Origin of the sequence: Sphingorhabdus sp. (genome assembly GCF_044239665.1) — a bacterium.
In the GTDB taxonomy this organism is placed as follows: domain Bacteria; phylum Pseudomonadota; class Alphaproteobacteria; order Sphingomonadales; family Sphingomonadaceae; genus Sphingorhabdus_B.
The window spans coordinates 1-13,785 of record NZ_JBIIBA010000038.1; the positions used below are offsets into that span (position 1 = coordinate 1).

Annotated in this window: 11 protein-coding genes; 2 read left to right on the plus strand and 9 right to left on the minus strand. The window is 53.9% G+C overall.

All coding sequences use genetic code 11. From position 1 onward, the window contains the following. From ACILP3_RS09830 to ACILP3_RS09850, 5 genes are all read right to left on the minus strand, one after another. Positions 1-2,051 (minus strand): efflux RND transporter permease subunit (locus ACILP3_RS09830; protein WP_395616460.1); only part of this gene is annotated, 2,051 nt, incomplete at its 3' end. 12 nt (positions 2,052-2,063) lie between these two features. Next, complete coding sequence (locus tag ACILP3_RS09835; RefSeq protein ID WP_395616461.1) at positions 2,064-3,113, minus strand: efflux RND transporter periplasmic adaptor subunit; 1,050 nt, start codon at positions 3,111-3,113, stop codon at positions 2,064-2,066. Between the two features lie 165 nt (positions 3,114-3,278). Next, complete coding sequence (gene ahpF, locus ACILP3_RS09840) at positions 3,279-4,829, minus strand: alkyl hydroperoxide reductase subunit F (protein ID WP_395616462.1); 1,551 nt, start codon at positions 4,827-4,829, stop codon at positions 3,279-3,281. 112 nt (positions 4,830-4,941) lie between these two features. Next, complete coding sequence (gene ahpC, locus ACILP3_RS09845) at positions 4,942-5,505, minus strand: alkyl hydroperoxide reductase subunit C (RefSeq protein WP_395616463.1); 564 nt, start codon at positions 5,503-5,505, stop codon at positions 4,942-4,944. Between the two features lie 135 nt (positions 5,506-5,640). Continuing rightward, the gene (locus ACILP3_RS09850; protein WP_395616464.1) at positions 5,641-6,963 is read right to left on the minus strand and encodes an ABC1 kinase family protein; all 1,323 of its coding nucleotides are present in this window, start codon (positions 6,961-6,963) and stop codon (positions 5,641-5,643) included. A 193-nt stretch (positions 6,964-7,156) separates the two neighbouring features. Between ACILP3_RS09850 and ACILP3_RS09855 the strand changes: the two genes are divergently transcribed. Beyond that, on the plus strand, positions 7,157-8,614 hold the full coding sequence (locus ACILP3_RS09855) for a S41 family peptidase (protein WP_395616465.1): 1,458 nt from the start codon (positions 7,157-7,159) through the stop codon (positions 8,612-8,614). A gap of 20 nt (positions 8,615-8,634) precedes the next feature. Here ACILP3_RS09855 and ACILP3_RS09860 read toward each other — a convergent pair whose 3' ends face one another. The 3 genes from ACILP3_RS09860 to cysD are packed head-to-tail and all read right to left on the minus strand — an operon-like array spanning position 8,635 to position 12,208. Then, positions 8,635-9,387: a 3'(2'),5'-bisphosphate nucleotidase CysQ gene (locus ACILP3_RS09860; RefSeq protein WP_395616466.1), complete on the minus strand. Its 753-nt coding sequence runs from the start codon at positions 9,385-9,387 to the stop codon at positions 8,635-8,637. After that, positions 9,384-11,306, minus strand: a complete 1,923-nt coding sequence (gene cysN, locus ACILP3_RS09865) for a sulfate adenylyltransferase subunit CysN (protein WP_395616467.1) — start codon at positions 11,304-11,306, stop codon at positions 9,384-9,386. The genes ACILP3_RS09860 and cysN overlap by 4 nt, the downstream gene beginning before the upstream one ends. Beyond that, complete coding sequence (cysD, locus tag ACILP3_RS09870; protein ID WP_395616468.1) at positions 11,306-12,208, minus strand: sulfate adenylyltransferase subunit CysD; 903 nt, start codon at positions 12,206-12,208, stop codon at positions 11,306-11,308. The genes cysN and cysD overlap by 1 nt, the downstream gene beginning before the upstream one ends. 345 nt (positions 12,209-12,553) lie before the next feature. Between cysD and ACILP3_RS09875 the strand changes: the two genes are divergently transcribed. Further along, positions 12,554-13,192, plus strand: coding sequence for an SOUL family heme-binding protein (locus ACILP3_RS09875; RefSeq protein ID WP_395616469.1), 639 nt, complete (start codon positions 12,554-12,556; stop codon positions 13,190-13,192). 204 nt (positions 13,193-13,396) lie between these two features. Here ACILP3_RS09875 and ACILP3_RS09880 read toward each other — a convergent pair. Then, a partial coding sequence (locus ACILP3_RS09880) for a PaaI family thioesterase (RefSeq protein WP_395616470.1) occupies positions 13,397-13,785 on the minus strand: 389 nt, incomplete at its 5' end.

The window sequence follows — 13,785 nt, forward strand, 5'->3', positions numbered from 1 at the left end:
AATATGCGGTCGCGTGCAATACTCAGCGATTCATAAGTTGAGCCTGCAATAACGAAGTTTACGGGCTGACCGCGGCCGCGTCCGATGGAGGAGCGCACCGAAGCATTGCCGCGAACCGCAGGTAACTCGGCGAGGATCTTGTTAATCTGCGCAACCACATCTTCGGTTTTTTCCGTGCGTTCTTCCCATGGTTTCAAAAAGACGAGGAACGTCCCGTTGTTGAAATCATCACTCGGTCCAAATCCGCCAGGTGTTCGCTGAATGACCGACCGCACGGTTCCTTTATCGATCAGCTTCACAATCGGTTCCGACGCCTGCAGCATATATTTGTCCATGGCTTCGTAACCAGTGCCCTCAGGCGCAGAAACACTTACGTTCAGATTGCCGACATCCTCGGCTGGCGCCAGTTCGGACTGTAATGTTGTAAACAGAAATCCGGCAAACAGAAGAAATCCAAATACGCCTAGCGAGGTGGCTAAAGGCTTTGCGATAACCCGCGAAAGCAGATTGGCATAACGCTTCTCAAGCCTCTGGAACTTCTCATCTACCCATTGTGCAACCCGTCCACGTTCTTCTTTTTTCAAAAGCTTGGAACATAACATCGGGGCAAGGCTCAACGCGATAAAGCCCGAAAAGGCGATGGCGGCAATCATCGCACTTGCCAATTCGCGGAACAGCAGGCCCGTCTGGCCAGCCAAGAACATGACGGGCACAAACACCGCGCAGACAATGACGGTGGTTGAAACGACGGCAAACGCGACTTGCCGCGTTCCGGTTACCGCCGCGACCAAGGGCGACTCCCCTTTTTCAATGCGGTGATAGACGTTTTCAAGGACAACAATGGCGTCATCGACGACAAGGCCAATAGCTAGCACCATTGCCAATAGCGTCAGCAAGTTGATTGAGAAGCCGAGGAACCAGAGGACTGCAAAAGTTGCGAGCAAGCAAATGGGCACCGTGACGGCAGGAATAATAGTCGCGCGCCAACTGCCCAAAAACAGGAAGATGACTAAGACAACCAGTGCTGCCGCTTCTGCCAAGGTAACCCACACGCTGCTGATCGCCTTGCTGATGAACAAAGAGTCATCGGAGCCTGTCGTGATCGTCATGCCTTGGGGTAATGTTGGCTTTATTTGTTCGGCTAGTGCCTTCGCGCTTTCTGCTACGGCTAAGGTATTTGCGCCGGATTGACGAACGATACCCATCCCCAAGGCGGACTCACCATTGAGGCGAAACGCTGCATAAGGATTTTCCGGACCCGTTTCGACCCGCGCCACATCACCCAGTCGAACAAGTGACCCATCCGCGCCCCGTTTGACAATCAACTGGCGAAATTCGGCTTCATCACCAAAGGGGCGGCTCACCCGCAGCGTGACATTTTGATCTGTCGATTCAAGCCGCCCAGCGGGAAGCTCAACATTCTGGCTGCGCAGGGCGTTTTCAATGTCTATCGGCGTCAAGTCCAAAGCCGCCAAGCGATCCGGCTGGAGCCAGATACGCATAGACGGTCTTGCTTCACCGCCGATAAACACACGAGCTACCCCGTCTAAGGACGAAAAGCGGTCAGCCAAATTGCGATCAACATAGTCGCTGAGCTCAAGCCGCGACCAACCGGGTTTCGATACGACAAGGAACAGGATTGGCGATGCATCCGCATCGACCTTGCGCACTTCTGGTGGCAGCACTTCTTCGGGCAAATCGTCCGCAGCCCCACCGACACGATCACGCACATCATTGGCGGCGCTGTCTACCGAACGGCCTGGCGCAAATTCGATGGTAATGTCCGACTGCCCATCGCGTGAGCGCGACGTGATCGTCTGAATCCCTTCAATACCGGCAAGTGAATTTTCGAGGACTTGTGTGACGCGGGATTCAACGACTGTCGCGGCTGCGCCGGTGTAGGTTGTCCCGACCGACACGATTGGCGGTTCCGTGTCCGGATATTCGCGGACGGGCAGACTTAAAAACCCGACAACGCCGACGAGCACCATTAAGATCGCAATGACGGCTGCGAATACGGGTCTGCGGACGGAGGTGTCGGAAAGCTTCATGTCAGACGAACATCAGCGCGCTTTGGCTGGAGCGCCGCTAGCCTTGGCGGGGCCAGTGCGCACATTGGTACCATCAGAAAGCTTTACCACGCCTTCGGTGACGATTTTGTCACCCACTTTAAGGCCCTCAATAATTTCAACGAGGTTACCGTCGCGCGTGCCGGTTTTGACAGGCGTGCGCTTCACCTTAAGGTCGGGCGCAACGGTGTAGACAAAGCTGGTATCGCCTTCGCGGACCAAAGACAGTTCGGGCACGGCGGGAGCAGTGCGATTTTTCGACGTTATTGTTACGGATAACAGCATGCCGGGTTTTAATAGGGCATTGCGGTTGGGCAAAACGGCACGCAATGTTGTGGTGCGCGTTTGTGGATTAACAACAGGGTCAATGGCGCTAATGCCGCCCGTCGCGACATAATTTGGAAAGGCGGCGGCCTTTGCCGTTATGACTTGTCCTACCCGGACGTTGGCCAGCATTGTCTCTGGTATGGTAAAGTCGAGCTTGATTGAACTCAGATCGCTCACTGCGGCGATTTCGTCTCCAGCGCTTACCACTGCGCCAACAGAGATTCGGCGCAACGATACATAGCCGGAAAAAGGCGCACGCACGACACGGTCACCAATCGACGCACGCGCCGCATTTGCTAGCGCCTGTGCCGCAGTCGCAGAGGCGGTTTGCGCATCCAAACTTGCGTTGGTGGCAAATCCGCGGCGGTGAAGTTCGCGGATACGCGTTAGTTGCTGCTCGGCTTCGCGTGCCCGGGCCTGCGCATTGGCAAATGATGCCGTTTCCTGACCTTGCGCAAGAACCGCAAGCATTTGTCCCTTTTGCACATAGTCGCCGTCGGAAAAGCCAAGCTGCGTTATCCGCTCGGTAACCGGCGCTCGAACCGAAACTTGCTCATTTGCGTTAGCCGTTCCCACGGCGACGTAGACATCCGAAAATTCATGGGAGGATGCCGCGCCAATGGTAACAAGCGGGGTAGGGCGCTCGCGCTTCTCTTGGCCGTCGCTGCCACATGCGGCAACATAGAACATCAATGACAGAATGATTGGCTTACGCATTTTTTCACCGGTTGGGAAATTCAGGAAGGGGCTTACCTCAAACTTGCTGTTGTGGGAACTTATTCCAATCGACCAGTAATTTTCGACAAACGAAGCTGTTCTGAGCGAAAAACCTTCTTTTGACGGCAAGGTGGCCGCCTTCGGCCATCTTGTTTTATCTTGCCATCAATGCCGAATGATATGGTCAAATGCCGACAATCCGGCCTTCGTTCCTTCGCCCATCGCGACGATGATCTGCTTATAGGGCACAGTTGTGACGTCGCCTGCGGCAAACACCCCGGGAATATTGGTCGCATTATGTGCATCGACTTCAATTTCCCCGCGCGGCGACAATGTTAGCGGGCCTTTGAGCCATTCGGTATTGGGGACAAGGCCAATTTGCACAAAAATGCCATCGAGGTCGATACGATGGGACTCATCTGTGTTTCTGTCGGTGTAGACCAAAGCCTCAACCTTCTCGCCATTGCCTATGACTTCAGTGCTGAGCGCGGAGGTGATGATATCTACGTTGGGCAGACTGCGGAGTTTCTTCTGCAAAACAGCATCGGCGCGCAACTGTGAGTCAAATTCGATCAATGTGACATGCGCGACAATGCCGGCAAGGTCGATTGCAGCCTCAACGCCAGAGTTCCCGCCGCCAATGACCGCTGTGCGCTTTCCCTTATACAAAGGACCATCGCAATGCGGACAATAAGCAACGCCTCTGTTACGATATTCCTCTTCGCCTGGGACGCCCATCTGCCGCCAGCGCGCGCCAGTGGACAAGATCAATGTCCGCGCCTTCAAAGATGCACCGCTTGCCAGTTTGACTTCGTGCAGACCATCGGCGCCAGCGGGGATGAGTTCAGCCGCCGTTTGCAAGTTCATAATGTCGACGTCATATTCACGAACATGCTGCTCCAACTGGGCGGCGAGCTTTGGCCCCTCTGTGTGTTGGACCGAGATGAAGTTTTCGATACCCATAGTATCCAGCACTTGGCCGCCAAAGCGTTCAGCCACAACACCCGTTCGAATACCTTTACGTGCGGCGTAAATCGCTGCTGCCGCGCCAGCAGGTCCACCGCCGACAACCAAAACTTCAAACGGTTCCTTGGCCGCGATCTTTTCCGCAGCGCGGGCGACGGTGCCCGTGTCCAGCTTTGCCATGATCTGTGACAGGTCCATGCGCCCTTGGCCAAATGGTTCGCCGTTCAGATAGATTGCGGGGACCGCCATGACCTTGCGCGTTTCTACCTCCTCACGGAACATCGCGCCATCAATGGCCACGTGGCTCACGCCGGGGTTGAGCGCAGCCATGATGTTAATCGCTTGAATAACATCCGGGCAATTCTGGCAAGACAAAGAGAAAAATGTTTCAAATTTGAACACGCCCTCAAGCGCCCGCACAGAATCGAGCAGTTCTGCCTCTTCTTTTGGAGGGTGGCCGCCCATGTGCAACAAGGCGAGCACCAATGACGTGAACTCATGTCCAAGCGGCAGGCCAGCAAAGTGTGTTTCCGCTGTGCCATCGGCACGGCGAATAGCAAAGGAGGGCGTGCGGTCGGCTTGACCATCAAAGCGTGCCGACAGCAAAGGCGATTGTTCGACCACGCTTTGCACCAGCGCCCGCATTTCCGCTGACTTTGGACTGTCGTCCAACGTCGCGACCAGTTCAACGGGCGTGCGCAGATTTGCCAAATAAGTTTTTAGCTGGGCAGTTGTAGCAGCGTCAAGCATCGGGGAGGCCTTTTTTAAGCAAGCACAAGCGTGCCGCGCACACACGCGGTCGAAATTCTTCGAAAAACGGTTTATCGGGTGCCGCGCCGTTTACGCAGCACCCAATATAAATTTAGATCTTACCGACGAGGTCGATCGAAGGCGCAAGCGTTTCGCTGCCTTCTTCCCACTTTGCAGGGCAAACCTGACCTGGATGCTCACGCACGTAAATGGCGGCCTTGATCTTGCGAACGAGTTCAACAGCGTTACGGCCAACGCCTTCGCAGGTGATTTCCATAACCTGAATAACGCCGTCTGGATCGATAACGAAGGTTGCGCGGTCTGCAAGACCTTGGCCTTCGCGCAACACACCGAAATTGTTGCTGAGGACGTGGTTCTGGTCGCCAAGCATGTGGAAGTTGATCTTGCCGATTGCTGGCGAACCATCATGCCATGCCTTGTGGCTGAAATGCGTGTCAGTCGATACCGAATACACCTCAACGCCCATGCCTTGCAGGTCTGCATATTGGTTGGCGAGATCTTCCAGTTCGGTTGGGCAGACGAAGGTCCAGTCGGCTGGATAGAAGAAAAATACGGCCCATTTGCCCTTCACGTCGGTGTCCGACACTTCGACAAATTTGCCCGCTTTATACGATTGCGCGGTGAATGGCTTAAGGCTTGAACCAATGATTCCCATGTGAATTACCCTTTGGATTGAGGAGAGTTTGATTTGAACTAACGTGCCTGAACACGATTTTGTTGAGTTAGTCTAGCAACGCTTTTTGTAATGACTAATCGTTTTTGTCGATGATAAATATATTAAGTCCTGACCCTATAGGTAGCGCTTAAGGATGCTGTTCACATCCACACGCGCTTTTAACCGGCTGGCCAACAAGAAAATGCCGCCCAGTTTTCGCTGCACAAACAAGGTATCGGAGGGCGGAATGTGCCAGTTGCGCCGATCAGCCGCGATTGTCATGCCTTGATCGCGCATGTCGGTGACAAAGTCGGTTCGGCTAAAATCAAACGGCCCTGGCTGCTGGATCATATCAATCGCCGTCGCGACCAGCTTATCAATCTGGCGCTTATTCTGCTGCGCGGTTTGTGCATTCATAAAACCGATGTCGAGCACGGCCGCCAGAACACCGTCTTTATCGCCCGCAATACCCATGCTCAGCAAGGTTTGGTATTGCGCGACCATGGCTTTCGGCAGGGCTCGGGTCGCGCCAAAATCGAGTAAAACGACCTGCCGCGTTTCGGGGGCATATCGGTAATTGGCAAAATTGGGGTCTGTCTGCATCAAGCGGAATTCAAACAATTCCCGCAATACCAACCCAATCAGCAGCGTCATAATCCGGTCACGGTCCGCTTGCGGAGCGTTGATCATCGATTCAATGGGAACGCTGTCGATGAAGGACATCGCCAACACATTTTTACTGCTCAGCGCTGCATGATAAGAAGGCAGTGCATATTCGGGGGTATCCGCCAACAGGTCGCCAAATTGCATAAGGCATGCGCCCTCACGGTCATAATCCGCTTCCTCGTGTAACTGGCGCTTCGCCTCCGTCAACAATGCCGTGATATCTAGCGTCTTTGGAAGCACATTCGATAAGCGCAACAATGTGGCGACATTATCGACATCGCTATCGATGCTGCGCCTTACCCCGGGATATTGGATTTTCACGGCCAGGTCCTGATGGTCGAGCGTAAGTGCACGGTGCACTTGCCCGATGGAGGCCGCCGCAATGGGCTGCTCATCAAAACGGATAAATTTGGCGCGCCAATCCTTTCCCCAATGGCGCGTCATGACCATGTTCATCTGTGCTGGCGGCATATGTTGGGCATCGGCCCGAAGTCTTGCAAAAATGTCCGTCAATTCAGGTGGCAAGAAATCGCCGGTATCCATCGAAAAAAGCTGCCCAAGCTTCATAGCTGCGCCGCGCATTTGTCCGAGTTGGAGTGTGACCCGCATCGCATTTGCTGGCGTCATCAATAGGTCGCCAACGGTTGGTCTGCGGCCACTGGCCAGTTGCCGCGCGCCATCCAGCAACATGCTTCCGGCGATACCCGTTGCTATGTTGCCGAAGCGGGCAATACGGGAGAGCCGTCCGCTTGGGACGCGCAGTCCCTTGGACGCAAATTGATCAGGGGGCATGAAATGGCTGCTCTGGGAATGGGACAGCCTATAGATGAGATGCCGCTCGCCGTTCGACAAGGTATGGCGTTAAAAGAATTTACAAGAAATAGCGTTTAATCCGTAGCTTAAGGTAGAAATTCTGCTTGTGCATAAAACGTAACCCGTGCACCTATATGACAATGGGATGGTGTAAACATTTTAGGAGCAGGTTATGAAAAAGCGATCGTTAAACAGCATCATACTTATACTTGCTGCAGGCGTTTCGGCATGTGGCGGCGGCGGTGGAAGCGATTCAAGCGGCGGTACAATTACCGTTCCACCTGTGAATGTGACGCCTCCACCCCCACCTCCACCTTCGCCCAATTCGACATGTAGCTTGCTTAATCGGCAGAATTTTGCGGGATCCGTCCTGAATGAATGGTATCTGTTTCCAGAAACGCTGCCGACATCACTCAGCCCCGCAGCTTACACCACCGTGGACGACTATATTGACGCCTTAACCGCGACTGCACGTGGTCAGGGTCGTGACCGGTATTTTACCTACATTACTTCGATCCAAGAAGAAAACGCGTACTTCTCTTCAGGTGCGACGGCCGGGCTCGGCGTGCGTCTCGCGTATCAAGGCGCACGCTTGTTCATCTCAGAAGCTTATGAGGGTGCGCCAGCGCTTGCCGCTGGCATTGACCGTGGCACGGAAATTGTGGGGGTAGGTACCGATTCTTCGAATATCCGGTCGGTAGCGGACATAATTGCTGCACAAGGCTCTGCCGGTGTATCCAGCGCTTTGGGTCCGAATACCGTTGGGACCAGCCGCGTATTGCGCATAACTGATGCAACGGGCACCCGCAATGTCACCGTGGCCAAAGCGGAATATGATGTTAGGCCGCTGTCAACGCGTTATGGGGTGAAGATCATCGACAATGGCGGCGGACAGCGTGTTGGATATATCAATATGCGCACGTTCATCTCGACTGCGAATGATCAACTGCGAACTGCGTTTTCGGATTTCCGCGCCCAAGGCATTACAAACTTTGTTATCGATTTCCGCTATAATGGCGGCGGGCTTGTCTCAACGGCGGAACTAATGGGCGACTTGCTTGGGGGCAACCGAACTAACAACGACATTTTTGCAGTCACGCGTTTCCGCGCTTCCAAGTCATCGCAAAACCAAACGCGCCGCTTTTCGCCGCAGTCACAGTCGGTGTCACCCGTGAAAATCGCTTTCATCTCCACTAGGGCTACGGCGTCTGCCAGTGAATTGGTGGCGGCGGGCCTCGCGCCGTATCTCGGGACTAACGCCGCTTTGATTGGCAGTAACAGTTACGGTAAGCCCGTCGGGCAGATTGCCGTTGATCTGACAGCTTGTGATGACCGAATTCGCGTTGTTGCCTTTGCGATGGAAAATGCGGCTGGGCAGGCTGATTATTACTCGGGTCTTGCGGGCACTTTGCGCACCACTTGTGCAGCGGCTGACGACATCACCCGGCCTTTAGGCGACCCGCAAGAGGCATCGCTGCGTGCGGCGCTGGATTTCGTGGCGGGACGTAGTTGTACGCCAATCGCGCTCGCCCAAAGCGCGCAAAGCACAGCTTCACGGAATGAACTTCGTGCCTTGCCTGCGCCGAGAGACGCCAGCACAGCGCAACGTGAGATACCGGGATTGTTCTAAAAGCATCCTGTTGGATGCGCTCAAGTTGCCTGCGTGGCCACCTTGAGCGCGTCCAATACGCTTTGTGCATGCTCTTTGCGACAAATGAGCAGGTCGGGTATATATGTATCCGCCTGATTATAGACCAAAGGGCTGCCATCGATACGGCTGACGTGCAGACCAAAGGCGGCAGCGACGGCTGCGGGCGCGCAACTGTCCCATTCATACTGCCCGCCATTGTGCAGGTAAATGTCGGCCTCACCGCGCACGACCGCCATTGCCTTTGCGCCGGCGGAACCCATCGGGATGCATTCAGCGCCTAAAGCGTTTGCTACGGTCAACGCTTCTGCGGCTGGTCTGGTTCGGCTGACCACCATGCGCATTTTTTCAGGGGCAGCAGGGATTTCGGTCGGCTGATCGCTCCTGAGAACCACACCCAAGCCGGGAAGTGCGACCGCGCCAATCACCGGCGCACCATCTATAGCAAGCGCAACGTGGACGGCCCAATCAGTGCGGCCTTCGCCATATTCGCGGGTGCCATCAACCGGATCAATGATCCACACGCGGGATTTTGACAGGCGCGCGTCGGTATCCTTGCTTTCTTCTGACAACAATCCGTCATCCGGACGTTGTTCGGCAAGGGCATGGATCAAAAACTGGTTGGCGGTTTGATCGCCAGCCTTGCCAAGCGCATGCAATGACAGCAGCCCGCTTTCGCGCACCTGCAACAGCAATTTTCCAGCGGTTTCGGCCAAATGCGCTGCCAATGCGCTATCGTTGGCGACAATGCTCATTTTAACGGCATCAGCTGGCGAACAATATGTTCTGCGGCTTCGGCAGGGGTCATTGCAACCGTGTTCACGCGGATGTCGGGGTTTTCGGGTGGTTCATAGGGACTGTCGATTCCTGTAAAATTCTTTAATTGTCCCGCGCGGGCCTTTTTATAAAGTCCCTTTACATCGCGCGCCTCAGCGACCTCAAGTGGCGTGTCCACGAAAATCTCGACAAACTCACCCTCCGGCATCATCGCCCGCACCATATCGCGTTCCGCGCGGAATGGGGAAATAAACGCAGTCAAGACGATGAGGCCTGCATCTGCCATCAGCTTTGCGACTTCGCCCACCCGGCGAATGTTTTCAATCCGGTCGGTTTCGGTAAAGCCTAAATCCTTATTGAGGCCGTGGCGGATATTGTCGCCGTCGAGCAAAAATGTATGCCGGTTCAACAGATGGAGTGTCTTTTCCACTTCATTGGCAATCGTCGATTTGCCCGAACCGGAAAGGCCGGTGAACCATAAAATCTTCGGCTTTTGGTTTTTAAGCGCGGCATGCGCCTCGCGGGTAATGTCGGTCGCTTGCCAATGGACATTTTGCGCGCGCCGCAAAGAAAAGTGCAGCATTCCGGCGGCGACGGTTGCGTTGGTGATCTTGTCGATCAGAATAAATCCGCCCAAGACATGGTTGTGGGCATATGGTTCAAACACAATAGGTTTATCGGTTAATATTTCCGCGACCCCGATGGCATTCAGCTCCAACGTCTTCGCCGCCAGATGCTCCATATTGTTTACGTTGATTGTATATTTGGGCGATTGCACGGTAGCCGACACCGTTTGCGTCCCAAGCTTCAGCCAATAGGCCCGCCCCGGAGTCAAAGCCTCGTCTGCCATCCAGACAATCGTGCTTTCAAACTGGTCGGAAACCTCGGGCGGATTGTCTGCAGCAGCAATCACATCTCCGCGTGAACAGTCGATTTCGTCTGCAAAACAAAGCGTAACCGATTGGCCTGCAACAGCTTCGCTGAGCTCGCCGTCAAGCGTGACTATCTTTTGGATCGTTGATGTTTTGCCAGAGGGCAACACCCGAATGGCATCGCCTGGACGCAATATGCCCGTTGCTATCTGGCCGGAAAATCCTCGAAAATCGAGATTGGGCCGGTTGACCCATTGTACCGGCATACGCAATGGCTTGGCCTGATCCGCGTCATTATCAAGCGCGACGGTCTCCAAATGCGCGATCATCGGCTGCCCCGCATACCATGGCATATGGACGGAAGGTTCGGTGATATTATCGCCTTTGAAGCCGGATATCGGCATGGCGGTAAAGTCGCTTATGCCGATGCTGCTGGCAAATGCGGTATATTCGGCGACGATTGCATCATATTTCGCCTGATCATAGTCGATCAGGTCCATCTTGTTGACGGCAAGGACGATGTTTCTGATGCCCAGTAATTGGGCAAGATAGCTGTGGCGCCGCGTCTGCACGAGAACGCCTTTACGCGCGTCAATCAAGATTACCGCAAGATCCGCTGTTGATGCGCCCGTGACCATATTCCTTGTATATTGTTCATGGCCCGGGCAATCGGCGACGATGAATTTTCGTTTTTCCGTGGCGAAAAACCGGTAGGCGACGTCGATCGTGATGCCTTGCTCACGTTCTGCTGCAAGACCGTCCACAAGCAAGGCAAAGTCGATCTCTTGCCCTTGCGTGCCCATCCGTTTCGAGTCTGATTCTAATGTCGCAAGTTGATCTTCAAAGATCATTTTGGAATCATATAGTAACCGACCGATGAGCGTCGATTTACCGTCATCTACAGAACCGCAGGTGATGAACCGCAACAAAGACTTATGCTGGTGGAGTTTCAGATAGGCGTCAATGTCTGAAGCAATAAGGTCATCGGTTTTGTAAATGACTTGGTCGGTTTTCACGTGCGACATCAGAAGTATCCCTCCTGCTTCTTCTTCTCCATGCTGGCGGCCTGATCATGGTCAATAGCGCGCCCTTGGCGTTCGGAGGTGGTGGTCAGCAGCATTTCCTGGATAACTTCGGGCAGCGTTGATGCCATGCTCTCGACGGCGCCCGTTAGTGGATAGCATCCAAGCGTGCGGAAACGAATGGAGCGTTCAACCGGAACCTCGCCATCTTTCAACGGGAAACGTTCGTCATCAATCATCAGCAACATGCCGTCGCGTGTAACAGTGGGACGTGGGGCGCTGAAATACAGCGGTACAATTTCGATATTCTCAAGGTGAATATATTGCCAGATATCGAGTTCAGTCCAATTGGAAATGGGGAAAACCCGAATGCTCTCGGACTTCGCCTTACGCGCATTATAAAGATTCCATAATTCGGGCCGCTGGTTCTTTGGGTCCCAAATATGCGTCGCAGTGCGGAAAGAGAATATGCGTTCCTTGGCCCGGCTCTTTTCCTCGTCCCGCCGCGCCCCGCCAAAGGCGACGTCAAAACCATATTGGTCGAGCGCTTGTTTAAGCCCTTCGGTTTTCCACATATCGGTGTGCAGAGACCCATGATCGAAAGGGTTGATGCCGCGCGCGATCGCTTCGGGGTTTTGGTGAACCAACAATTCCATACCAGCATCGCGCGCAGCCTTTTCGCGCAACGCGTACATCGCCTTGAACTTCCATGTTGTATCGATATGCAACAACGGAAATGGCGGGGGTGCGGGATAGAACGCCTTGCGCGCCAAATGCAGCATCACGGCGCTGTCTTTACCCACGCTATACAGCATCACCGGCTTTTCCGCTTCGGCGACAACTTCCCGCATAATATGAATGGCTTCAGCCTCAAGGCGCTCAAGATGCGTCAGGGTTTTGGTCATAGTTTGTGTCTCTTCCTATGATCCTATCCTGTCAGAACTAAATGCATCCGGCAAACAAGACATTCTTGGCCGGGTAAATGGCACAGTTTTAGCGGTTTGGAATACCATTTCGTGCGAGGATCGTCCTAAAGAGCCTTGGGCGCATATCGAATTTGGCGAGCCGAAGTGACGAATGGATCTGCGCGGGGGTTCCTTTACTATTGGAAAGCCTTTCTGCTGTAATCCATGATAAAACTAGACACGGGTTACAAGTTGAGCGACTGTCTGCCGCCAGTTTGGAGCTCCAAGCCTAGTCAGATAAACGTATCATGATGGCGCTCACGAATGTTTTGAAGGTCAGCTATAATGCATAAAAGGTCGATTTTTTTCGCCGTTGCAGGGCTTGCGGGTGTTGGTTCGATTACTTGGAGTGCAATGGCAAGTAATGTCGAAACGCCTAGCTATAAGGTGTCCAGCAAAAGTGGTAATCTCGAGATCCGCGAATATGGTCCGACGATTGTCGCAGAAGCAACGGTCGAAGGGAACCGAGACAAATCGATACAGCGCGGATTTCGGATAATTGCGGATTATATCTTCGGCAACAATCAATTGTCTACAAAAGTTGCGATGACTGCGCCGGTTATACAGCAGCCCAAGGAAAAAATTGCCATGACCGCGCCAGTTATCCAGCAAGCTTCTGGCAAATCATGGAATGTGCGTTTTGTGATGCCTTCAAAATACACGATGGAAACGCTGCCTAGGCCGGTAAATCCCAAAGTCGCGTTGATTGAAGTGCCAGCGATGCGTTTTGCCGCAATCCGCTTCTCGGGTTTCGCGGGTCAGGGTTCACTCGACAAGCATGAAGCTCAGCTTCGAGCATTCATGGCGGAGCGTGGCCTAACAGCTGCCAACGCGCCCCAATACGCATTCTATAATGCGCCTTGGACACTTCCGTTCATGCGCCGGAATGAGGTTATGATCGAAGTTGCCGGCGAACCGAAGTAACCCATTTATTTGAGCAGAGGTAACAGTGTAACCGCTCAGCGCTCCAATGCTGCCCATCTGCTTTGCGCCCAGTTTCGGTCATCCAAGCTTTTCAGACGGCCCCTAAAGGCGGACGCCAATCACCGTGTCGTGTTATGACAGAAATGAGTGGGAAGCTGGCTAAAGGTTATCAGGGGACGGAACGTCAAACTCGGCTACTCACGTTTAAACGCGAGCGATCATTTTGAAAATCCCGCTCGCACGAGCAATAAGTATTTCGTTGGAGAGGATTGCCGCCTGGGCGAAGGCTATTGTGCGACCGACCTTGCTTGGTTCAGCGCGAACTTCAAGCCATTCCCCTTGATTTCCAGTCGACAGGAAATCCGTCGACAGTTGGATAGTGAGCGCGGACATATTCTCTGCTTGCAGCACGCATGAAATTCCAAGAGCGTTATCAGCCAGCGCCGAAATAACCCCGCCATGCAGTATCCCTCGCGCATTGCAATGCGACTTTGCGATGCGCAGTCCGAGGCAGAATATGTCGCCATCGCGGCGCGAATAGAGCGGCTCCCACGGATCGGTGACGGGGCTTTTGCGGAAATGGCGTGCAAAAC

What these genes read in the sequence shown, in the direction of transcription:
- ahpF (WP_395616462.1), bottom strand. Translation starts at nt 4,829, where the DNA reads ATGCTTGACGCTGCTACAACTGCCCAGCTAAAAACTTATTTGGCAAAT.
- cysD (WP_395616468.1), bottom strand. Translation starts at nt 12,208, where the DNA reads ATGACCAAAACCCTGACGCATCTTGAGCGCCTTGAGGCTGAAGCCATT.
- ACILP3_RS09850 (WP_395616464.1), bottom strand. Translation starts at nt 6,963, where the DNA reads ATGCCCCCTGATCAATTTGCGTCCAAGGGACTGCGCGTCCCAAGCGGA.
- ACILP3_RS09835 (WP_395616461.1), bottom strand. Translation starts at nt 3,113, where the DNA reads ATGCGTAAGCCAATCATTCTGTCATTGATGTTCTATGTTGCCGCATGT.
- ACILP3_RS09875 (WP_395616469.1), top strand. Translation starts at nt 12,554, where the DNA reads ATGCATAAAAGGTCGATTTTTTTCGCCGTTGCAGGGCTTGCGGGTGTT.
- ACILP3_RS09855 (WP_395616465.1), top strand. Translation starts at nt 7,157, where the DNA reads ATGAAAAAGCGATCGTTAAACAGCATCATACTTATACTTGCTGCAGGC.
- cysN (WP_395616467.1), bottom strand. Translation starts at nt 11,306, where the DNA reads ATGTCGCACGTGAAAACCGACCAAGTCATTTACAAAACCGATGACCTT.
- ACILP3_RS09860 (WP_395616466.1), bottom strand. Translation starts at nt 9,387, where the DNA reads ATGAGCATTGTCGCCAACGATAGCGCATTGGCAGCGCATTTGGCCGAA.
- ahpC (WP_395616463.1), bottom strand. Translation starts at nt 5,505, where the DNA reads ATGGGAATCATTGGTTCAAGCCTTAAGCCATTCACCGCGCAATCGTAT.